At 36.7% G+C, this 24,297-nt stretch carries 17 protein-coding genes; 13 read left to right on the forward strand and 4 right to left on the reverse strand.

What is annotated here, in order from left to right:
- Window positions 1-15: 15 nt before the first annotated feature.
- The 3 genes from VJ786_RS04950 to VJ786_RS04960 all read right to left on the reverse strand — a co-directional run bounded on the left by VJ786_RS04950 (window position 16) and on the right by VJ786_RS04960 (window position 2,171).
- Entirely contained in the window at window positions 16-1,062 is a 1,047-nt protein-coding gene (locus tag VJ786_RS04950; protein ID WP_336557367.1) for a DNA topoisomerase IB, read from the reverse strand.
- Window positions 1,063-1,068: 6 nt separating this feature from the next.
- Window positions 1,069-1,317, reverse strand: coding sequence for a DUF7218 family protein (locus VJ786_RS04955; RefSeq protein WP_099367924.1), 249 nt, complete (start codon window positions 1,315-1,317; stop codon window positions 1,069-1,071).
- Window positions 1,318-1,403: 86 nt separating this feature from the next.
- Window positions 1,404-2,171 (reverse strand): AraC family transcriptional regulator, encoded by a 768-nt coding sequence (locus tag VJ786_RS04960; protein WP_336557380.1) that lies wholly within the window; start codon window positions 2,169-2,171, stop codon window positions 1,404-1,406.
- A gap of 567 nt (window positions 2,172-2,738) precedes the next feature.
- Here VJ786_RS04960 and VJ786_RS04965 point away from each other — a divergent pair.
- A complete protein-coding gene (locus VJ786_RS04965) occupies window positions 2,739-2,999 on the forward strand; it encodes a hypothetical protein (protein ID WP_336557368.1) in 261 nt (86 codons plus the stop codon).
- Window positions 3,000-3,068: 69 nt separating this feature from the next.
- On the opposite strand, the gene VJ786_RS04970 is transcribed toward VJ786_RS04965, so the two are convergent.
- Window positions 3,069-5,426, reverse strand: coding sequence for a hypothetical protein (locus tag VJ786_RS04970; RefSeq protein ID WP_336557369.1), 2,358 nt, complete (start codon window positions 5,424-5,426; stop codon window positions 3,069-3,071).
- 189 nt (window positions 5,427-5,615) lie between these two features.
- Between VJ786_RS04970 and VJ786_RS04975 the strand changes: the two genes are divergently transcribed.
- The 12 genes from VJ786_RS04975 to VJ786_RS05030 all read left to right on the forward strand — a co-directional run bounded on the left by VJ786_RS04975 (window position 5,616) and on the right by VJ786_RS05030 (window position 24,280).
- Window positions 5,616-6,782: a Pycsar system effector family protein gene (locus VJ786_RS04975; RefSeq protein ID WP_099367920.1), complete on the forward strand. Its 1,167-nt coding sequence runs from the start codon at window positions 5,616-5,618 to the stop codon at window positions 6,780-6,782.
- 7 nt (window positions 6,783-6,789) lie between these two features.
- Complete coding sequence (locus tag VJ786_RS04980) at window positions 6,790-7,656, forward strand: SdiA-regulated domain-containing protein (protein WP_099367919.1); 867 nt, start codon at window positions 6,790-6,792, stop codon at window positions 7,654-7,656.
- Between the two features lie 3 nt (window positions 7,657-7,659).
- Complete coding sequence (locus VJ786_RS04985) at window positions 7,660-8,739, forward strand: metallophosphoesterase (RefSeq protein WP_099367918.1); 1,080 nt, start codon at window positions 7,660-7,662, stop codon at window positions 8,737-8,739.
- A 22-nt stretch (window positions 8,740-8,761) separates the two neighbouring features.
- Entirely contained in the window at window positions 8,762-11,083 is a 2,322-nt protein-coding gene (locus tag VJ786_RS04990; RefSeq protein ID WP_099367917.1) for a GAF domain-containing protein, read from the forward strand.
- A 64-nt stretch (window positions 11,084-11,147) separates the two neighbouring features.
- Window positions 11,148-13,661: a BamA/TamA family outer membrane protein gene (locus VJ786_RS04995; protein ID WP_336557370.1), complete on the forward strand. Its 2,514-nt coding sequence runs from the start codon at window positions 11,148-11,150 to the stop codon at window positions 13,659-13,661.
- A gap of 58 nt (window positions 13,662-13,719) precedes the next feature.
- Entirely contained in the window at window positions 13,720-14,340 is a 621-nt protein-coding gene (gene msrA, locus VJ786_RS05000) for a peptide-methionine (S)-S-oxide reductase MsrA (protein WP_099367915.1), read from the forward strand.
- Between the two features lie 149 nt (window positions 14,341-14,489).
- On the forward strand, window positions 14,490-16,067 hold the full coding sequence (locus tag VJ786_RS05005) for a TonB-dependent receptor (RefSeq protein WP_099367914.1): 1,578 nt from the start codon (window positions 14,490-14,492) through the stop codon (window positions 16,065-16,067).
- The gene (locus tag VJ786_RS05010; protein WP_336557371.1) at window positions 16,064-17,176 is read left to right on the forward strand and encodes a TonB-dependent receptor; all 1,113 of its coding nucleotides are present in this window, start codon (window positions 16,064-16,066) and stop codon (window positions 17,174-17,176) included. Before VJ786_RS05005 ends, VJ786_RS05010 begins: the two co-directional genes overlap by 4 nt.
- A 359-nt stretch (window positions 17,177-17,535) precedes the next feature.
- Window positions 17,536-18,114: an RNA polymerase sigma factor gene (locus VJ786_RS05015; protein ID WP_099367912.1), complete on the forward strand. Its 579-nt coding sequence runs from the start codon at window positions 17,536-17,538 to the stop codon at window positions 18,112-18,114.
- A gap of 78 nt (window positions 18,115-18,192) precedes the next feature.
- Window positions 18,193-19,338 (forward strand): FecR family protein, encoded by a 1,146-nt coding sequence (locus VJ786_RS05020; RefSeq protein WP_144038191.1) that lies wholly within the window; start codon window positions 18,193-18,195, stop codon window positions 19,336-19,338.
- A gap of 54 nt (window positions 19,339-19,392) precedes the next feature.
- Window positions 19,393-22,803 (forward strand): SusC/RagA family TonB-linked outer membrane protein, encoded by a 3,411-nt coding sequence (locus VJ786_RS05025; RefSeq protein ID WP_336557372.1) that lies wholly within the window; start codon window positions 19,393-19,395, stop codon window positions 22,801-22,803.
- A gap of 4 nt (window positions 22,804-22,807) precedes the next feature.
- Window positions 22,808-24,280, forward strand: coding sequence for a RagB/SusD family nutrient uptake outer membrane protein (locus VJ786_RS05030; RefSeq protein WP_099367964.1), 1,473 nt, complete (start codon window positions 22,808-22,810; stop codon window positions 24,278-24,280).
- Window positions 24,281-24,297: the final 17 nt, after the last annotated feature.

A 24,297-nucleotide genomic window follows, 5' to 3' on the forward strand; every position in this document is an offset into this window, starting at 1 on the left:
CAATCTTTTTTCTATTTAGGTATAAATACGATTGAGTATTTTTATCATCACTTTCCTTAAATATTCTTCCTTGGCATTTTTGTTCATCCTTTTTGTTTTCTTTAAAAAATCATCCAAAACCTCTTGATCGTACTTTTCAATCAATAAGGGGCAGATATAATGTTTTTTAGAAATATTCTTTGAATTTCCCAATCGTACGGCTACATAATCATAAGCTAATTGAAGATTGGAATTTCTTTCTTTTTTTGTTTTAGGTGGTTCCAGTTGACTAAGAAATAAGAGAAAATCAAAACAGGCATTCCAAGTTCTAAAAGTCTTGCAGGTAATCTCTTTCTGTGAAATTTCTTTCAAGTATTGGTTCAAATCCGATGGGGTCAATGACCTGAAATCACCAGCGCTGGTTCTGTATTTTAAAAGGTTACCACCTTTTATTGCTTTTAATTCAGTTAGTAAGGAATATAACTGTTTATTAACGATTATTTTTTCCTGTTTAACGGCCTTTTTACCTACATAAGAAAATTTGATGTTATTTGAAGTGCTTAGATTAACATGCTTCTTCTTTAGGGTGGTCAATCCATAGGAACCATTGGTTTTGGTATATAAAGAATTACCTACTCGGATGGAAGTAAGATCCATGATCCGGAGTCCGATGGCACTGGTTTTTTCTAATGTAAATCCCTCCTGATTAAGGTCTTTCTTGATTTTCTTTTTTAATAAAGGTAAAGCTTTTCCGAAGGCGATCAATTTATGGAAATTCAGTGATTTTTGCAGCTGCGACCATTGAGGATGGTACAGGTACTGTTTTCTCCCTTTATCATCCAAACCAGTGGCTTGAATATGGCCTTTTGCCTCGAGACAGATCCAAACCTTTTTCCAATTAGGTGGAATAACCAACGAATTGATTCTTTCCAGGACTTTTTCGTTGGTTATTCTGTTATGGCCTTTATCCAAATAGATAAATGACTGACCTTTTTTCTGTCGTTTATATCCTCCAGTATTGCAGTCAACATATTTTAGACCATTCTCTTTTAACAGCGTAAGTTGATTAATAGCTTTGAACATGCACAATTAATGATTTCGAATAGCATCAATTAATTTATCCTTCGTCATTTTGTGCCTTCCGGATATTCCTATCTTTTTGGCCTCCTGCAAGAGTTCTGTTTTAGATCGCTCGTCCAAGTCGCTGGCTTTTCCACCTTTTTTACTGGAATTTGGATCATTTGAAATTCGGGCAGCCCTTTCCTTACTCATCCCCTTATCGCGCAAAGCCTCATATTTTTCATCATTTTTGATGCTTTTTCCGTGATCTTTTACCATGATATTCTCCTTTCTACGTTGATTGTGTAGAAGGAACAGTCGGCAGGTGTTTTGGTTCGGAACTAAATACCTGATAATAAAAATAATTACTTTTTTGCGGCCTGTTTATACGCTTTGGCGGTCAGTCCAAAATTCTTTTTGAAGAGTTTATTTAAATGGCTTTCATCCACAAATTTAAGCTCACTGGCAATTTGGGCAATGGTCATTTCACTATAGATCAATCTTGCCTTGGCTAATTCGAGTTTATAATACAGGATGTATTCCTTAATACTCATGTTGGATTCCTGCTTGAAATAACGGCTAAAATGTCCGACAGAAAGATTGAATTGATTGGCGAGGTTTTCTACCCGCAGCAGATTATTGTCAAATATATGATGCCGGATATAGTCCAGTACATCTAAGAATCTGGAATTGGTATTTTCCATTTTGGATGTAGAGATAAAGGACTCCTGGATATTTCTGGACAATAGATTAAGTAACAGGAGAACAATGTTTTTGGTGATCATCTTGTGCCAAATCCGATTATATTTTGTCTCCAGAATAAGTTGCTTGATCAAGCTATGGAATAGGGTAGAGTCATCCTTACCAATTAGACTTCCCTGAAACTCACTATAGTTGTTCAGAATAAACTCCAATTGCCGAAATTCCTTACTGAAGTCCAAGGAATCGATTTTAGAGGTATGGGTTTCCGAGAAAAATTCTTCATTGAAATTGATCAGGCATAATTCTACATTATGATCAGAATCAAAACCATGCACATCCCCAGGTTTTATCAAAAATAGATTTCCTTTGCTGAACTCAAATACGCTCTGATTGATCTTGTGGGTTCCTTTTCCCATAGTATATACACCAATTGATAGTAGGGATGTTTATGAAAGGCTGAAGTAATATCATCCAAACTGATAAGTTGAACCCCAATGGATTGTATGATGTATTTTGATCGCATATTACAATTTTACTTAATTAGGTTGGATTTTTACCAGTTAATATAGAAAATCATGCCTTAATTTTGTGGAATAATGTTAAAAACTTAATTTATTTATATAATAAATTATTTGGGTAAAATAAAAGGTTTGTTTCCTTATAAAAACATTTTTCCAAGAACTAGGAGAAAAAACTAAAATTCACTAACTATTAGAAAACTGGCATTCAGACTCGTATGCCAGTTTTTCTTTTTAGGGCAATTTAATTCATTTTTTTATTTTTTTCCATTAAACCTTATTAGCGGTCAGAAGTCATAATAGAAAACCAATATAATTATGACCTCATGTCTTCGTATTTTTCTTTTTACGGTCTTAGTCTTACCGTTCTTTCATTTGAAAGCTCAGGATAAATCGTTGATTGTCAAAGGAGTTTCTAAAGACGAAGTGTTTTCTAAATTAAAATTTTATGCAATTGAAAATGATTGCTTCATTCAGAAATTGAACAGAAAAGAAGGGATGGCACAGTGGCAATTCTTTAAGGAATGGAAGGAATTTATTTTTACTAAAGAAGAACGGTATACCATTAATCTATTTGTCTCTCCATTGAATGAAAAGGATTCTAAGATTGACCTTCAGATAAAACAAGATCCGATACACGTTTCTAAGGATGTTTATATTGATTGGAAAATTTTAACAGATGGCGAACTCTATACAGATTTTATAATATCGCTGAACCAGTTTTTTGAACAAAAGAAATGATTTTTTAAACCATTATATCAAGTAAAACAAGTTTATTTATTAAGTTGGAGAGCCCCGAAAGGGGCTTTTTCATTTTACGATGATCTCTTTTTCGGCATATATCAACTCCCCGGTATTAGTTACCCCTTCTATGATGAGTTTATATTTTCCAGTCTGATCCGAGCTATAAAACTGAATCTGATTATCATTGACATTATCCACTAGGATATAAGGCATCCAGAACAAGGTAGAAATGTAATTTTTGGAACTAAAATCCGATAGTTCCGCTTTAGACATCCCTTGAAAAGTTCGTCCAGTGTAGATGGGTTCGATGGTGCTTTCTCTATCTGTACAGCCTTTGTAAACCGTGCGGATACCATTAACCAGATAACTTTCACCTTTAACAGCAGGTCGACCACTATAAGGATGATTCTGGCAGTTTAAAATATTATATGGACATACATAATCGCCACATTCATTTCTTCCAAATGTACTCCTTAGGTCTCTTGGTTTTGCATAGACCACCACTTCCTCAATCTTGTTCACATTAGGATCTTTGATCTGGAATTCTGCAGTGTTTTTCTTTCGTGAAATCATCCCATAACGGGTCAATTCCGAGGAATTTTGTTGGATATTGGTAAAGAGTTGCTCTAAGGGATTCGAGATTTTGATCGTTACATCCGAACTTCCCACTTTTTTCTTCTTCTGATTGATAGAAGCAAATAAGTATAACTTATTAGGTTCCTGTATGGCAATTTGCCGCGGGTTCAAATAAAATTTACCCATACTGTCAGTCAGCTGCTGTTTAAGCCCGTTTCCCACCCTATACAGCAGGTCTACAGGTACTTCTATTCGCTTCAACGCTGTTGTGCTGGCGTAACCCTGAATATCCTTCTTCAAAGCAGGATCATTGCTAAAGAACTTGGAAGGCTGATAAGGTTTTGCAAAGGCCAATTGATGATTTAACCGAGAAATACGATCAAGGGTAGGGTCTGTTTTCCAGGCTTGCCCTAACCAAAAATCCCAATAATAATAGCTGTCAATATGTTGTTTGTATTCCGGGATGATTCGATCCTCCAGCACACAATATAAAGTCAATATGGATTCAATGGCTTTTCCCTGGAAGTCGGATGTCTTCAGATTAATCCGGAGGCTATCTCTAGTGGATAAGGTGTCTTTCGATAAAGCGATTTCAATTCCAGGTTTTTTATGGTAATTGGCTAGGAAATAAGATCGATCCAAGGTCTTGTTTTGCCCATCGGTGATCGTATATTCATATATTCCTTTTATAAAGTCCTTTAAAGGGACTACAATTCGTTTGCTCTTTTCATCAATACCAGAGAGGGAGGAAACCATTGCAGCACTTTCCTGCAAAGCCCTGAAGTGAATCTGTAAAGGCCCTGCCTGCGTATTTTCCAAGTCGATCAGTAAGGTATCTTTTGGTACATGGTTTTTATTGGATAGATGGAAGATGTTTTTCTTAGCCTTATTGAGGGTATAATCGAGTTTAAAAGGAGCTGTTTTTGAATTAATCGTATATAAGGCGTCTTCTTTCGGTACAAAGCTAAAAGATCCCATCCCTTGTTCATCTGATTTGGAAGTTAAAATCTCTTGACCATTCTCAAGGATAGCAATTTCAACCGCTGCCGGAGAACCATTCTCTTGGCTCGTCTGCCAATAAAAGAAGTTTTCCTTGTCGGCAAGTAAGGTTTTATCTGGATTGGAAATGGATAATTTGATTATTGGGTTCTCCTCTGCGATTTTAAAATTGCTGTACTTTTTGTTGTTCTGATAGAATATCTGCGTCATGAGATTTTTATCCGATTGCTGAAACTCCTCCTTTGGTATGCTAATGATTGCCTGACCAAAAATATCCAAGGGTACTTCGCCTTTCCAGCCTGTGGAAAGTTTATAGGCAATACGGTTGTTTTTTGCTTTTTCGCCCCTCAGTTCTAGGTTCCAAGCTTTCACCTGAATTTCAATCGTATTCTTGTCCTTGGTATCCAATTGCTCGAAAGTACTATGGAAGGCATTCAAGGTTGGGGATTTGATGATAATCTTGGAGGAGAAAAAATGTATCGGCTTATGTTCTGTATCAGTCACATTGCTGAAGGCAACCAAACGATAATCTCCAGGGACTAAAGAATCGGGAATGGTCAGACTTCCGGGACAAATCTTATTGGCCATTAGGTAATACCGCTTCACACTAAAGGAGATGCTATCTTCACGTAATAGACCTACTGCTAAAAGATCGGGCGATAGGGTATCTGTCAACTCTTTGGTGTTTAATAGATAGGAGGAAAACCAAATGATTTCTCCAGGCGTATATATGTTCTTATCCGTAGTCACATAAAGGATTTCTTTAGGAGTTTCCTGGGCACTGAGCGGATGTAAAAAAGGAAGAAGAATAATTTGAAAAAGTAAATAAATGGTTCTCTTCCAATTCATGGACGTATGCATAATAAGTAAATGATCGGTTAGCGAGCAAAATTGTATTCAATTTTACGTAAATTAATTAAATTAAAGACTTGTTTACCAATAATAAATCTACGATTACCTTTTAGATGTCATATTTTAGTCTTTTTGACTTTTTGTTATAAAATGTCAGTAATATTGTAAAATTTTAATAAAGTTTAAATGGAATATGGCCCATTGCTTCTGCAAATAAACACCTATTTACAGGAACGGATAAAAAACGGATCCTGTGAATTTTGTTTCCATAACTTTCAGCATACCCAAGATGTGGTCGAAGCTGTCGAGGAATTAGCAAATCATTATGCGTTAAATGACCAAGACCGGTTTGTGGTTTTAGCTGCAGCCTACTTTCATGATATAGGATATGAATCCGGTGGTTCTGAAGGTCATGAGGCGCGAAGTGCAGAAATAGCTATGGAATTTCTAGCAGGATTGGGGGTTTCCAATGAAAAACAAGATCAGGTAAAAGGATGTATTTTAGCCACAAAAATGCCTCAGGCACCTAGAAACCTGTTGGAACAGATCGTTTGTGATGCTGATCTATTCCATTTAGGGAAATTATCATTTGATGAACGCAATAAACTGATGCTCCAAGAAGCAGAACAGTTAAAGGGGGAAAAAATTGATCGGAACATCTGGAGGGAGCAGACCATCGAGCTCCTTCAAAAGCATGTTTACCATACAAAATATGCCCAAGAAAAGCTTGCACTTGGAAAAAGAGATAACCTTCAAGGCCTAATGAAGAAACAGAAAAAGACCTTGGAAAAGCAAGAAGCTGCCTTGGAAGCGGAGCGCCTGAAAAAGCCCGAGCGTGGAATAGAAACCATGTTCCGAATCACTTCGGCAAATAGCCAAAGATTGAGTGATATGGCTGATAACAAATCAAATATTCTGTTGACCGTAAATTCCATTATCCTTTCCATTGTCGTTGCGGTATTGGTCAAGGCATTAGACAATAATCCGCATTTGATCATTCCTACTGTTATTTTAATGAGCTGTTCTGTGGTAACCATGGTACTGGCCATATTGGCTACCATTCCAAAAATACCAAACGGAAAATACCAACCAGAGGATGTGAAGACCAAATCCGTAAACCTACTATTCTTTGGAAATTTCTATAAAACATCCTTTAAGGATTATGAGGAGGCCATGAAGAAAGCCATGGATGATAAGGAATTTTTATATGGGATGTTGACTAAGGATGTACACTCCCAAGGGGTAGTGCTAGGAAGAAAATATCGTCTATTGAGATATGCTTATGGTGTTTTTATGTTCGGTTTGATATTATCGGTGATTGCCTTTAGCATCGCTATTTTTATTACTAAATAAGGATAAAATGAAATTATTTTTAAGTCTGATCCTAGGTTTGGGATTTATTTCCTGTCAAAGCCAATCTGCTGGAAAGGTAGAATCCAAATTAGAAAAAGAAAACAACAAAAACGAACAACAGGATATCCTTGGCTATGAGCGCGTGTATGCATTGCCTACAGAACTTGATGAAATATCAGGAATAACCTTCCTGCCTGGAAATTTGGATGTTATTTATGCCGTTCAAGATGAAGAGGGGATCTTATACGCCTATTCGCTTAGCCAAACTGAAATTATTGGGCAGTATAAGTTTGCTGGAAAGGGCGATTTTGAGGAAATAGCAACCGACGGAGAATCCTTCTATGTTCTAGAAAGTAAAGGAACCATCTATAGTTTTCCTGTAGACCTCAAAGACTCCGAAAATAAAGTCAAGATCCATATAGATCTTTTGCAAAAAGGAGAATATGAATCCATGGCCTATGACCCTCAAGATGAAAGCTTAATGGTTGTTTGTAAAGAATGTAAACAGGATAAGGGAAGTCCGCAACTGACCGCTTATCGTCTTTCTATATTGGAAAATGGAAATCTTAGCCTTAAAAACAACATTATCGTTTCCCTTGAAGGGGTTACTTCGGCCAATGGTAAACCTGTGAAGAATTTAAAACCTTCAGCCTTAGTTAAAAATAATCTACAAAAAAAGTGGTTCCTACTATCCTCGATCGATAAAAATATCCTCATTTTGGATACTGAATTCAAACCCATAGAGACCATATTTTTAGATAAAAATCAGTTTCAGCAACCAGAAGGAATAACCTTCGATGCACAACAGAAAATGTATATCAGTAGTGAAAAAAACAATGCTGAAAATGCAATGCTCTTTCAATTCAAGAATTAATAGATGAAACCATTTTTTGTTTTTATTTTAAGCCTTTTTCTAGGATTTGTACAAGCCCAGGAAATAGAAAAGCGCATGATTGTTTTTGGGGATGCAGGAGAGATTAATCCTGCCCAGCATTTTTTAATCCAAAAAGCACAAGACCTCCTATTAAAAGATAAAACGGTTGCTTTTTTTGTGGGCGACAATATCTATCCTGATGGAATGGCATTGGAGGATAAGGAAAAAGAAAAAACTGAGAATATTCTAAAAAGCCAGTTTGAAGACTTTCGTAAGGCCGGCGTGCCGGTTTATTTTTTGGCAGGTAATCATGATTGGGACCATTCCGGTAAACTTGGTTTGGAAAAAGTAAAAGCCCAAGCCAATTACCTCGCGCAATTCCAGGATAAAGATCTGAAGTTTGTACCGCAAGCAGGTACTTTAGGGCCTGAACCCATACAACTTGCAAAAGATGTAATAGCCATTACTTTTGATAGCGAATATTGGCTGTTCCCACATCATGGCAAGGATATAAAACAGGATAAGGAAGGTTTTATCCAAGAATTGAACGCGATTTTGGAAAAACATCAAGACAAAACCATTCTGATTTTTTCCCATCATCCGATGAAATCCTATGGCGAACATAGTCTAAAATACAATTGGAAAGATCATCTTTTCCCACTTACCAGACTCTGGAAACCCTTATACATCCCCTTGCCAGCAGTAGGTTCTTTATATCCATTGGTGAGATCAACAGCTTTTAAATCAGCAGAGGATCTGAAACATCCTATATATAGGGAGATGGTAGATAAGGTAACTTCCACCGTAGCTGAGCATCCCAATATACTATTTGTGGCCGGGCATGATCATGGATTACAATATATTGAAACGGAAAATATTAAGCAGGTCGTTAGCGGTTCGGGAGCAAAGCATTCCAGCATTCAACCTTCCAAAAACCTACAGTATAGTTACGAAGATCAAGGCTTCTGTGTAATCGATTATTTAGATAATAAGGATATGCTGTTGTCTTTCTATATCGTAAATGATTCCGATGCCCTTTTCCAAGCTTTTAACATAACGATAAAGCATCAGGCTGTAAATTAGTCTACGACCAAACCAATAATTTATGTTACTACAAAATGCCCATATTGATAATAATTTCCTTCAGAACGGAGACTTGGAAGAGAAAATGTCATTAGGGCCTTTCCTACAATATCTGGAAAATAATAAATCAGCACATGCATCCGGCATGTTGCTACCAAAGTTTGCCAAAGAACTGATCCAAAGTAAAATGGCCGTTTTAGGGGATCTAAACGATAAAAACCTGAAGGAATACCAAGAGGTCTTTGAGGTCATCTACCATTTGGCTAAGGGGGTGCCTACAGAGACCCACATGAATTGGGCTTTAGGATATCCTATTCCGGACCGCGTATTCTTTGGAACCGAAGCCTTTTACGAATTGATCGCTGATGATTTCACCAGAATATCGCCTCCGGTGAGCCATCATTTTCTGGAACTGGAATTCATCAATAAGCAATTATTGCTACTTATCTTGGAACGATTTTATGATGTTCCTCCGTTAAAAAATAAAGATCGCTATGTGAAAAGGGATCTAGCATTCAATCGGTATTTTGAATTGGATCTTGACTTTACCTTTGTAAAGATTAAACCGATCGGGAAGCTGCCAGAGCTTGATCTCCATTCTTTAAAAGGGAAAGACAATATAGAGTTTAAAGATATTGAGCCTATTATACAGCGTTTTGACCTCCGTAATTTTTTGTTTGAAGGATTTACCATCCTGACTTTTTCGGATTGCCAGGAATCCTATACGTCTGAACAGCTCCAAGACCTGGTGAATAACATCAGCATTTACACCGGGAAAAATGGTTTGGATAAACTCAACACAATTTTAGGAGATATCATGGCCTTCAAAGGGGTAAAATCATCCTTTTATCCAATTTTAAAACTAAATGATATCCCCATATTATCGCCCGATCTGGCACAGAACTCCATCTTATTCCACCAAGATGTTTTTTACAGTGAAGAAGCGCAGACCGGCGAACTCCTAGCGTATTTGGATAAACCAACGGTCCTTGCATTCGGAATTGCCGATAACCTGGATTCTGAATCTTCTAAACTGTTAGAACGTATTAAAAATACAGGTCTGCATTCGTATGTATGCTTCCCTTTACTTCAACAGGGAAGATTGGTGGCCATTATGGAATTGTATAGCTATAACGGTGTTCAGTTGAATCGAAAAATGCTGGTGCAGATCAGAAATTATTATGGTTTATTAACGCAATTGGCAAATAATATCCTTTCCGCATTCAAATCGGAGTTGAATGATGTCATCCTTCATCAATATACGGCCTTACAGCCAGCTGTAGAATGGAAATTTAATCAAGTTGCTGCCGCTTATATGGGTGATGTGATGGACCAAATTGAAAACCCGACGCTGGAAAAAATTGTATTTCCGAATGTGTATCCTTTTTATGCTGCGGTAGACGTTAAAGACTCTAGTCTATTGAGGACCAAATCATACCACAATGATATCCAGCTACGGGTTAATTATGTCAAAAGTCTGATTGCCCGTCTTCAGGAAACGCATCCATCACTCCTGAAAAAAAGCTTTTTAGATCGATTTGCAGAAGTGGAACAATGGACCAACGAATATGATTTGGATAATTACCTTTTAGATATTCTGGCCTTTTTCCAAGAAGATATTCCTGCTTTTCTGGATAGCCTTTCCGATGTAGAAAAGGATTTTGAACAGCCATTGTATGCTTGTAGGCAAAAGCTAAAGTATTCTTACGAGGATGTGCATTCCAGCAATGGAGCCTTTGAACGATCACTTCAGAAAATAAATCAGCTTTTGAAAATGGAGATGGACAATTTTAACCAAAGCGTACAAGCCATTATCCCATCTTATTTTGAAACATTCCGTACAGATGGGATCGAGTATGATCTCTATGTTGGGCAATCCATAGCTCCTAGAAATGATTTCAAATCCAGTATGTTGAAAAAGATTAGGAAAGAACAGATTGCAAACATTGCCAGGATTGGTCAATTTACCGACCGCATGAAGCAGGAACTTCCAATCCCTTTAGAAACAACACAATTGATTTTTATCCATCCGAATCCTATAGATATCAGCTTTAGAGATGATGAACGAAGGTTTGATGTGGAAGGTTCCTATAATATTCGCTATCAGATCATTAAAAAAAGGATAGATAAAGTAAAAATATTGGATAGTGAGGAAAGATTGGTTAAACCAGGTTATATAGCTATTGTATTCAATAGGAATCAGGTGGTGAGAGATTTAAAGTCTTGTTTAAAAGAAGTAGCTGAAATGGGTTTGATTGAATCTGATATCGAAGAAATCCGATTGGAAAAACTTCAAGGAATTAGTGACTTGAAAGCACTCCGTGTAAAAATTAAACTTGATTAAGATTATACCTATGAAATTGTTCAAGAGATTTTTTCTCCTAGTTCATTTATTCCTTTTGTGCAGCATGTCTGCTATTGCACAACAGCAGGATAGTATGGAGACCGTTATTGCAGCAGAATATGACCAAGTGGGGTTGGTTCATCGGTTCTGGTTGGGCGATAGTTATAGAAAACTTTATAATACGCCGGTCAAGATGCGTGTTCTGGATCTATCCACGGAGAAAGGCGGATTATCAATCGTGAAATTAGGTGGAGGAATGCAGACGCAATCCTTGAGGTTGGTTGATTCATCAGGTCGAGAATGGGTGCTGCGTTCTATTCAAAAATACCCGGAAAGAAGTTTACCAGAAAGTCTCCGAAAAACCATAGCTAAGGATATCGTACAGGATCAAATTGCTATTGCACATCCTTTTGGAGCTCTCACGGCGCCGACATTCCATGAAGCTTTAGGAATACCTCATGCGGTACCTGAATTGGTTTATGTGGGGGATGATCCTCGATTAGGGGAATATAGATCCGTTTTCAGGAATAGGGCCTATATGTTTGAACCAAGAATGCCTTTTGAAAATGAAAAAACGGATAATTCAGCAAAGGTCATTGAAAAATTATTGGAAGATAATGATGTCAGTGTAGACCAAAAACTGACGCTGCGGGCAAGATTGTTGGATTTTGTATTGGGAGATTGGGATAGGCACGAAGACAATTGGCGCTGGGATCCGGAAAAGCTGAAAGGGAAAAAAATATACAGTCCAGTTCCAAGAGATAGGGATAAAGTATACTACAAAACCTCTGGAGTTTTCCCTGTACTATTATCGCGGCAATGGTTAAAAGCACACCTTCAACCTTATAGTCCGCATATCAGGAATGTGGCCCATTGGAATTTCAATGCGCGTCATTTCGATCGTTTTTTTCTAAACGATCTGAACGAAAAGGATTGGCGAGAGGAGATTGATAGTGTTCAATTCTTAATTACTGATTCCTTGATCCGACAAGCGATGTTGGAGATGCCTGATAGTATTGTAAAATTGAGTTCCGAAGAGTTGGAATTTAATATCAAATCCAGACGTGATGAACTCACGAAAACTGGAATAGATTATTATCATTCCCTAGCGAACGTGGTGGATATTTCTCTATCAGCGAAAAGGGAGTTTATCCATGTAACTTTTGAAGAAGATGGCCTGCAGGTAGAAGTGTTCAACAAAAAAAAGGATGGAACAGAAGGGGCAAAGCTCTTCAAAAGAAAATTTAAGCCTGAAGATACCAAAGAAATCAGGATTTATGGAATAGCTGGAGAAGATGAGTATCGCTTTCAAGGTGATGACAAATCGCCGATTAAGGTGAGGATAGTTGGAGGAAAGGATTATGATCAATATTCCGCTGCTCCAGATTTTGCAAATGCAGACAACCTCTATTTTTATGATACTAAGGAAAAGAACAATAATCAATTCGACGGTTTGAAGGCGGCACATTATCGATTAAAAAATGATAGTTCTGTTCATCATTACGATTATCATAATTTTGTATATGACCGTAAAGGTGTCCTGGTCAACCTAAATTACGGCGTCGATCGAGGATTGATCATTGGGGTAGGGTATCTGATTGAAAATCATCGGTTCCGAAAAAGTCCTTATGCGTATAGACATGAACTATTGGCTAGTTATCTCACAGGAAGGGAATCCTTTATGTTTTCTTATCATGGCCATATCAAAGAATTATGGGCAGGGCAGGATTTGTCCCTTAAAATGGATGCTTTGGGACCATTCAATCAGAGTAATTTTTTTGGTTATGGGAACCAAACGGTTTTTGATAAATCAGAAGATAAGGAAATTTCATACTACCGAAATAAATACGATTTGATCAATGCCGATGTGTTTTTGTCCTATCATCCACTTCAGAATTTGAAACTTTTCTATGGGTCGAGTAGTTCCTTTTATTTTTCTTCGGCAGGTAAGAATATGGATCGTTTTTTACAAGGATTCGCCGAGCGTCATCCTGTAGAAGAGGTTTTCCATAACAAATCATTTACCGGAGCTGCAATCGGGTTTGATTATGATACGAGAGATCATCATCAGCATCCAAAAAAGGGAATGAAGCTTTATGCCCGATTGGATTGGCAAACGGAACTTGCAGGACAGGGCAGGAATTTTACGGCATTGGATCAGCATGTCAGCTTTTATAAAACGGTGTTCCAGGATTACCTTACCTTGGCCAATCGGACAGGCCTGCAGGCGGTATGGGGAGATCCCTATTTCTATCAGCATGCGCAAATAGGAGGCGAGAACAGCTTGAGAGGATATAATTCGCAACGATTTACCGGGAAAACCGCGCTTTATAATAACTTGGATGCTCGATTGAAATTGGCAAGCTTTAGCTCTTACCTGCTTCCTGGAACTTTCGGATTGATTGGGTTTTATGATGTAGGCCGGGTGTTTATGAGTAAGGAAAGCTCCAATAATTGGCACCATGGTTATGGAACAGGCATCTATTTTATGCCAGGCGATTTAATGACCATTCAAGCGACGGTTGGGATCAGTAAGGAAGCGGTCCTACCATACATCCGTTTTGGTCTGTCATTTTAAAAGCTTTACAAAATTCTTCGTAATTTTGTAAAAGTCAATAATTTAAAAATACATCATCATGAAAAATACAGTTATTGTTGTGCTTGTTATCATAGGAGGGATTATTTTTCTGAATGCGCAAAATCGGTCTGAAAAAGAGACCTATGTTTCGAAACCTGTTCCTAAAGGGAAAAAGGAAATCTATTTTGCAGGCGGTTGTTTCTGGGGTACCGAACATTTTTTTAAACAGGTGCGCGGGGTTACAGCTACTGAGGTTGGCTATGCCAATGGAAAAACAGGGAAGCCGAGTTATCAGCAGGTAACCACCGGCAGAACGGGGTTCACCGAAACCGTAAAGGTGATCTATGATCCAGCCATCGTTAGTTTGGATTTACTTATAGACCTTTATTTCAAAACGGTTGACCCGACCAGTTTGAACAAACAAGGAAACGATATTGGAACACAGTACCGTACGGGGATATATTTCAGCAATCCCGCTGACGAAAAGATCATCCAACAAAAATTGAATACACTGGCAAAAAACTATACGGATAAGATTCAGATCGAATGTTCCAAACTGGAGAATTTTTACGATGCGGAGAATTATCACCAAGATTATCTGGATAAAAACCCAGGTGGATATTGCCATATTGATCCTTCCCTTTTTGAATATGCAAAGAAAATAAACGCCAAGAAATAGGTTTTTTTTTCTCCCGAATACGGGAAATAATGCTAAAATATGTTAAATGTGATGAATGGTTACGATGATTTCGTAAGATGTTCTATTTTTGGTTAAAATCCACTGCTATTAATTTTTGTGGGAATCAAAAACCTGTTATTTAATGTATTATGAGATATTTCCTCCTGTTTGTAGGATTTGCCCTAGCTAACCTTGTCCATGCCCAAAACAATGCAGAAATCAAAGGAAGAGTCTTTGATGGCAATAAAAAACCATTAGAAAAGGCGACCGTATCCATTGTTTCCGAAAAGGATTCCTTGGTATTAAGTTATTCCCTGACAGATGATAAAGGGAACTTTGATTTCGTCAGGATCCCATCTCAAAAACCGATTATTCTTTATGTCTCCTATGTCAATAACCCCACCTATCAAAAGCCGCTTCAATTAAAAGCTGGAGAAAAACTGCAGTTGGATAGTATAATCATGGGCGGGAATATGATCGATGAGATCCTGATCACGGCAGTTCCACCCATCCGCTTGAATGGGGATACCTTAGAATATAAAGCCGATTATTTCAAAACCAGACCAAATGCCACAGTGGAAGAGCTCTTGCAAATATTACCAGGTATTCAAGTGAATGCAGACGGGAGCATATTTTACCAAGGCCGTGAAGTATCGGGAATTCGAGTGAACAATAAGGATTTCTTTGTGCAGGATATGAAGATTGCCACCAAAAATTTGGATGCATCCCTGATTGATGTGGTCCAGGTCATCAAAGACAAAGGAGAATCTAAACGAGAAATATTAGATGATACCAACCTTCCCATAGTCATCAACCTCAAGATGAAGAAAGAATTCCTTAAAGCGGATTTCGGAAAGTTTTATGGAGGTGCTGCCACCAGAGAGCGCTATGAATCGGGCGCTTTGATCAATACTTTCCGCGATACCCTGCAGATCAGTTTCATTGGCTTTGCCAATAATATTGGCCGATCAGGCTTTGATTATTCAGAATTGAGCCAATACGGAGGCTTAGGTCGGGGGGAGAATTCGAATTTTATGATGTATGGATCTGCCGGTCTAATGAACCAGATTTCTTCGGGTATAAATGTGAATTATGATATTGCCAAAAAGTTAAAGACGAATTTATATTATAATTTCGCAAAAGATGACCACCTTTTTGAACAAACGGATTTGAACAACCGTTTTTATGATGAGATTACAGATCGTTCTAGAAGTTCAGGCAATTCAGAATCCCATCAGATCAGACATGAAATGCGGGCTTTCGCCAGGTACCATGTGGATACTACGGCCCAGGTTTCCTTAGATCTTCGACTGAATACAGGAAGTAATAATTTTACTGGACAAAATGAATCGGTTACCTGGCGTAATGAGAATGATCCTGTAAGGGACGTAAATACCTCCAATCTTTCCAATAATAAAAACATTAATTTTAACTATCGGGTAAATGCTGAAAAGCGGTTGCAAAATAAAATGCTTCTTTCTTTAGAGCATCAATATTCCAGAATTAATCAAGATATATTCCGAAATAATGATAACTGGAATAGATACTATTTATTAGGCGATAGCATTGTGGACCAAACAGAGCGATCGAATGTCGTATCTTATACCCAAAACCTAAAGAATAGGATCAGCCTACAGGTTCCATTGAACAAAGGCTTTAATTTTGATGTATTTGCGCAGTTTAATGTGGATGAAGAGGAACAGCTGGAGGAACTGTTGAATCGGTGAATAATACGGAGTTTGTAAATAGGGACGATGTGGCCAATAATAAGAATATCCGGAATACGCGTATGGTATTAGGAACCAGCTGGAATATTAAAGTGATAAAAGACTTTCCGATTTCCTTTGCATTGACCTATCAAAATTTAGCGAATAGATTTGAATATTTTGATAAATTACCAAGTAAAAATGAAGCAAAAGGCTATTTTTTACCTAATGTAAACCTGGCATATAAGGGGTTGTCAGCCAGTTATTCCCGATCTGTAAATCCGCCTTCTTTTAGTCAGATAATTGTGCTGAACAATGATATGACCCCTACGGTAATGGTTTATGCCAGTCCTTACTTTGAAAATGTGATTAGGAATGATTTTTCATTAAGGTATTATAAGAGTTTCACAAAATCCAAAACGTATATCAATGCTAGTGTAAGCTATGGTGTATCAGACAATAGTATTATTTCAGACCAATATTACAATGTAGCTGACGGGACTTCCAGCCGACAAAATATCCAGGCCAGTGATATTGGAAGTCTTTTTTGGAATGGTAGTCTATCCCAAACTTTTCTACAGAATAAAACTTGGAGATTGGCGGCATCGATAAATGGGTACTTTTCGATGAGCGATCGTTATGCTCGGATCAATGGCGAAGAGAATATGGGAAAAAATAGTTTTGGAAATATTTCTGGAAATATCACTTTCAGCTATAAAGATAATTTGACCATAAGTCCAAATTATAATTATTCGAGAAATGGTGTAGAATATAAGGATGACTCTCCAAACTTCAGGTCGGTAAATAATATCACCCATAATTTTGGTTCTAGTATTTTAGTGAACAATATCAAGAAATTCAGGTTAGAGGGTTCCTATACCTTAAGTAACCTCGTTACTGGAATCGACAATAAAAGAGGAAATAGACATTTGGTAAATGCTTCTGTATATTATCCAGTTCTTGGAAAGGGGGAGTTGAAGTTATCCGTATTTGATCTATTGAATCAACGTCTTTACAATAATTATTATGCGAGTGGGAATTCGAATGGTTTTAGGACAAGTGTAAATCTTAGACAATATTTTATATTAGGAATGGTCTATAAGTTTTTGAATACAGGGGATAAGAAATAAGGTTAGCTTCGGAGTGAAAATAAGGTGAAAGTAACCTAAAAGTATGCTTTTAGTATGTTAAGCATGCTAAAACACGGTTTAAGGATGCTTTAACCGTGGTTTTAGGACGAATACATAGGAAAACATGAGGAAAAACGTGGATTATTAAATATGTATTATTAAAATCCTGTATTAGAAAGGGTGTATCAAATTAAAGATACACCCTTTTATTTAATAAAAAATTCGTTAATTACACCTATATTTTTATTGTATAAATAAATTATACATTTTTATCATATCTGATTTTAATTAATTAAAAAGAAAATAATTGTAATTATTTGCTGGTTACGTAATTTAAATAGTAAATTTCGCCTGTTTTCATGAAAAATTATAATACTTATTCTGAAAAAGAACTTCAAAATGCTATTGCTGAAGGCGATTTACAAGCTTTTAATGAATTCTATAATCGTTATGTTGATAATTTGATTCATTTTGTCCATGGTAAATTGGACGATTTAGAAGAAAGCAAAGATATTGTACAGGAAATTTTTGTAACAATATGGCGTGAAAAAGAAGCGATCACATTGATTAATTCCATATCCTCCTATTTATATAGAATAGCCATCAATAAAAGTTTGAATATTTTTAGAAGAGGTAAAATTGAAGCCAAATATATTGCCTCACTTGGCGATTATTTGGCTAACCAACAGGTTACTCTTGAAGAAATTAGCTTGGAGGAGGAACAAGAGAAAACCTTGCAAAACGCTTTAAAAGAACTACCTGAAAAAATGAGACTTATTTTTGAATTAAGATATTATAAAGGTAAGAGTAATCAAGAAATTGCTGATTTATTGAATATATCTATTCAAACGGTTTCCACACAAATGAAAAGAGCCTTGAAAATTATCCGTAAGCATACTCAGATATTGGTTTTTATGGCTATTCTTATTAATTTATAATTTTTTTACATCTACTGTACCCTCTCTTTATACCATGTGTGTCCTAATGTAAAGAGACCTAAAAATCCTCTACCTATCATGGATGATAATTTTAAGAAAGCTGAAGACCTTTTAAGGAGGTTTCAGAATGGAACGTCCTCATTAGAGGAAGAAGAGTTAATTAAAAGCTGGTTTTCAGATTTCAAATTTGAAAACCAAGATCAAGCAATAATCAACTATGATAAAGAGGTTCTTTTTCAACGGATTTTGATTCGCCTTGCCGAAACCGAAACACCGGTAAGGAAATATAAGCCTATATGGTGGTCAATAGCCGCCGCGGCGATTATGATTTTCGCATTTACAGTGTACCAATGGACTAATCATCAAAGAATTGAAGATCCCGTGGTGCAAACTCTAGAGAACGATGTATTACCAGGTAAAGATGAAGCAACTATGGTGCTGGCAGATGGAAGGGAAATTGAGTTGAATGCTAATGGTCTCAAGGAAGAATCAACGTATGGAGTAAAGGTGGATGAAAAATTAGGGATCATATCCTTTTCGAATCCGAAAAAGAAACTTACAACCAAATTAGAATACCACACCATTAAAACTGGATATGCTGGACAATATACGGTCATCCTGCCTGATGGTAGTAAAGTAAAATTAAACTCCAATTCCTCTATTCGTTTTCCTATTGAGTTTGGTCGAGAGCGAAATGTCGAAATGGTGGGAGAGGCGTTTTTTGAAGTGGCTAAGGATGAGAATAAAAAATTTACTGTTGATGCAGGATATCAACAGATAGAAGTTTTAGGGACTCAATTTAATATTAAATCCTACCCAGAAGAATATGAAACAACCACAGCTTTAGTCTCGGGAAGTTTAAGGGTGAGATCAAGTAATAAGAATGATATTAATGAATTTATCCTAAAGCCTGGAGAACTGGTGAAAAATGGAAAAGGAAAACAATTGATAGTTGATAAAAGTGATTCGAACAAAGAAAAAGCTTGGGAACAGGGTGAATTTTTCTTTGACGGTGAAAACCTACAGGAGGTATTGAGCACGGTTGCTCGGTGGTATAATGTGAAAATAATTTATGAATATCAGCCTTCGCCAGATACAGAATATGGCGGTATCATATCCAGAAACAAAAGATTATCAACGGTATTAAAACTGTTGGAAGATAAGGAAAATGTAAATTTTGAAATCAAAGGAAAGGAGGTCATCGTTAAAAAAAGATTGAAATAAATTACTTAAAAAATATTAAACCTAAGCGTATTACTTAACTAACCTTATTAATTCATGGATTTGAAAACATTCCTACGATTAAAGAGGGGTAAACAGGACAATAACCTACCAAACCAATGGCGAAATATTCCTAAATATTGTGTCCTATTATCCTTATTAGCAACGGCAGAGCTAAGTTTTGCATCTGTTCAACAGATTCGCATTAATAAAAAAAATGCCAAGATTGAAGAAGTTTTGATTGAATTGAGAAAGCAATCAAATATTGACTTTTTTTATAATAAGGGTGATTTATCTAAAGAAAATCCCCTAAACTTAAATTTGAACAATGTAAGTCTTGAAACAGCCTTAAGTAAACTTTTGGAAAACACAGGTTTAACGTATGCGATAAAAGATGGTATCGTTGTTCTCAGTCCCAAAGAATCTAAACAGCAGAATATAACCGGCCGAGTGGTCAACCAGCAGGGCGAAGGGATTGCAAATGTTTCTATTACAGCGATAAACCGAACTACGAAATCGACCTCTATTGGGGCGCAGACTAAAGCTGATGGATCCTTTTTAATTCCTGTTTCGAATCTTCAAGACACCTTAACTTTTTCAAGTGTGGGTTATGAATCTCGTACAATTGCGCTCAATGGGCGGAAGACGCTAGAAGTGGTGTTGAAACAAAAGGTTCAGGAACTGGAAGACGTAATTGTTACTGGTATATACGAACGTAAAGCCGAAAGCTTTACAGGATCTTCCATGACGATCAAAAAGGAGGATATCAAAAGGATGGGAAGTACAAACGTATTTCAATCTTTAAAAAATATATCGCCAAGTATGTTCTTGGATAATTTTGACATGGGGTCTAATCCTAATACATTACCCGATCTACAAATCCGTGGTAATGGAAGTCTGCCTATAACCGAAGATTTAACATCAGGATTGAAAGGTAATTATTTGAAATCTCCATCGCAGCCTTTGTTTATTTTGGATGGTTTTGAAGCCTCAGTTGAACGAATTTTCGATTTGGATATCAATCGAATAGAAAGCGTAACGATTCTGAAGGATGCCGCTTCTAAGGCTATTTATGGGTCGAAAGCAGCCAATGGGGTCATCATTATTGAGACCACTAAAATGGTTGGTTCGAAACCTATTATCAATTATAACATGAGTGTGAATGTGGAACTTCCGGATTTGACCAGTTATAATTTGACTAATTCAAGGGAAAAGTTGCAGGCAGAGGTTATTGATGGCATGTACAGTCCTAATTCTACTTATAATGAAGCCGATTATTATATTCAAATGCAAAAATTGTATAATACCCGTAAGAAATTAGTAGAGGAGGGATTAGATACTTATTGGTTGGCAAAACCATTGCAAAATGGTGTAGGAAATAGACATTCCTTGAGTGCCGAATTAGGATCAGAGGATCTTCGAGTATTAACTGATTTTACCTTCAATAATGTTTCAGGAGCCATGATTGGCTCTGGAAGAAAGAATATAGGTGGAAATATCTCTGCATCCTACCGATTGAATAAATTTCTATTTAGAAATGTAGCATCTTTTACATCTAATAAATCGAATGAATCTCCTTATGGTGATTTTTCAGAATATGTAAAAATGAATCCATATTGGCGTGCGGTAAATGAAGACGGAACTATTCCATTTTATGCAGAAGTATTCAATTCCTCGAACATCACGAATCCGCTGTACAATTCCCAATTGAACATTAAAAATACAGACAGCTATTTAAATTTTACGAACAATTTATACTTGGAATGGATGCCAATCGAGGGGTTAAGGTCGACCGCACGGATTGGGATTGATACAAAGACTTCGGATGCGGATGAATTCTATCCTGGAAAGCACACCAAATTTGTACTTTATACAGATGAAGTCACGATCAATAGGAAAGGTTCTTACCAAGTAAATAATGGTAAAAGCACCTATCTATCTGGAGATTTAAACATAAATTATAGTAAGCAGGTTGAAAAGAATTATTTCTTTGGGAACTTAGGCTATAATGTAAGTGAAAAAAAATTTGCTGAGCGGGTATATTTTGCAGAAGGTTTTCCAAGTGACCGTTTGCAGGATATCATTTTTGCTAGAAACTATGCCATAGATACAAGACCTTCTGGCTTGGATGGAATTACTCGAGATATGGGTTTCTTGGCTGCTTTTTCTTATATGTGGGATAATAGATTCATATCTGATTTTACCTATAGGGCAAATGCCTCTTCTCAGTTTGGGGCAGATCGTCGATGGGCCTCTTTTTGGTCTGTGGGCTTAGGATGGAACTTACATAATGAGCAATGGTTAAAATCATTAGGCTATGTGGATTTATTCCGTATTCGCGGATCGGCTGGACAAACAGGAAATCAAAATTTTAATTCCAATGCTTCTATTGCGACTTATAAATATGCGTTGGAAGCCTATTACAATGGTTTTCCTGGATCAGAATTATTCAACATGGTCAATCCAGGTTTACAATGGGAATCATCAAAGGATTACAATGCTGGTCTGGATTTGAAGGTAGGACCTGTAGGTATTAGAGCCGATTATTATGTAAGGTATACCGAAAACCTGTTAGCAGATATTACACTTCCTAGTTCTACAGGTTTTGAATTGGTGAAGGATAATTTAGGAAAAATTAAAAATAATGGTCTCGAAATATATGCGAATTATACTGCTTGGCAAAGAGATAGAAATTTTCTCTCCTTACAATTTGGAATAGAAACCAATGAGAATAAAATTGTAGAATTATCCAATTCTATGAAAGCCTATAACGACCGTATGGATGCTTTGGCTGCAGATCGTGGAAATAATGTACCTATTAAGAAATATCAGGATGGTATGGCGATGGATGCGATTTGGGCAGTGCCTTCGTTAGGAATCGATCCAGCAACTGGTAATGAAATTTATATCAGAAAGGATGGAAATACCACGTACAGTTGGAATGCTTCTGATATGATTGTGGCAGGTATTGCACGTCCGAAATATCAAGGAACCTTTGGGATTCAAGGGGAGTTCAAAGGAGTTGGTCTTTCGGTTACAGCTCGCTATTTAGGTGGAGGACAATTATATAACCAAACCTTGGTTGATCGTGTAGAAAATGTAGATATGATGTATAATGTTGACCGCAGGGTACTTACAGGTCGTTGGTTAGAGCCAGGTCAAAATGCATTATATAAGAGATTGGGAGAGTATAGTATCCCTTTGGAAAATGGATCTTTCACACCCGCACAAGAAATGACGAGGGCAACGACTCGTTTTGTTCAGGATCGTAAAGAGTTGGATATAGCATCCATTAACTTGTATTATGATTTTTACCAACATGCTTGGCTGAACAAATTAAAATTACAACGTCTGAGAGCTTCATTCAATATGAATGATGTCGTTAAATTTTCGTCAATTGAGATCGAACGTGGTTTAACCTATCCATTTTCAAGAACAGTTTCTTTTTCACTAAATGCAACCTTTTAAGATCATGAAAAGAACATTAAAATTTTACGGTTTGAGTTTGGTCATTCTGCTTTCCTTACAATCTTGTGAGAAGTGGTTTGACGTAACAGCAAATAACCAGATAAAAGCGGAGGACCAATTCTCATCAGTGGATGGGTTTAAAGATGCTTTGATGGGCGTGTATTTGTCCATGGGAAATGGTGCAATTTATGGATTGAACACTTCCTATAATTTAGTAGATGTTTTGAGTCAGCAATATGCTGCATTTATTGCAGGAAACACGGAAGTTGGTGAAATACAGAAGTTTAATTATACCCATGTGTCTAGTGAAAGAAATATAAAAAACATGTGGGATAAGTATTACTTTTCCATAGCCAATATAAATAGCTTACTTGAACATATCGAGAAGAGTGAATTTGCTTGGTACCAAGGAGAGAAAGAGATCATCAAAGGAGAATTGTTGGGATTGCGTGCATTTCTTCATTTTGATTTATTACGCTTTTTTGGTCGATCAAATTATGCCAATAGACCAGATCTACAAGCTAGACTAACCATTCCTTATGCTTTAAAATATAGTAAGGATTATCCTGTCCAGTATTCCTATTCCGAAACATTTGAATTAATGGAAAAGGATATCGCAGAATCGTTGACCTTATTAAAATTTGATCCTATTTCGAAGGGAACTCTGATATCAAATGAAGCAATGTTGAATATTAACCGAGATGGATTTTATGATAAAAGGCAAAATAGGATGAATTATTATGCTGTCAAGGCATTGCAAGCACGTGTTTTCTCCTGGCAAGGAGGTGCAAAAATGAAGGATGCAGCTGAAGCAGCGGAAGAAGTGATCGCGGATTCTTACGCAAAATTATTAGGACAAAATGAATCTGTAAATCTAAACAAAACGATTGTACAAGAACAATTATTTGGTTTGAAGGTTAATAATTTACAAAACAGCCAATTTTATTTTGATGGCGATCTATTAACCAATCCTTTTGCATTAAGAATGCAGGGAGCGACAGTAGCTGAAGTTTACGAGACAGAAATTCCAGAAATTGGAGCGGCAGATATTCGTTTTAATACCTTGTTGATTAATGGAAACGCAGGATATGTGAGTTCTAAATTAGTTAATAGATCGATGAATGATTTGGATTTCAATGTGATTCCCTTAATTAAAATCCCTGAAATGTATTATATCGCATCGGAATACTATGCATCAAATAATCTTTCCAAAGCTATTCAATTATTGGAAAAGGTTAGAGAAAGTAGACGCATTGTGCAACCTTTGCCTGCTAATCTGAATTCGGAAACATTTTCTCAGGAATTGTTGAAGGAGTATCGTAAAGAGTATGTCGCCGAAGGACAGTTGTTTTTCTATTATAAGCGCTTGGGTTTGCAACACATACCCAACTATTCGGCTTCTATTATTGCTGATGATAAAATATACATGTTGCCATTTCCACCTTCTGAAATTGAATTTGGAAACAGGGAACAATAATTCATCCTTTAAACAAG

This window comes from Sphingobacterium tenebrionis, assembly GCF_037126265.1.
Classification (GTDB): Bacteria; Bacteroidota; Bacteroidia; order Sphingobacteriales; family Sphingobacteriaceae; genus Sphingobacterium; species Sphingobacterium tenebrionis.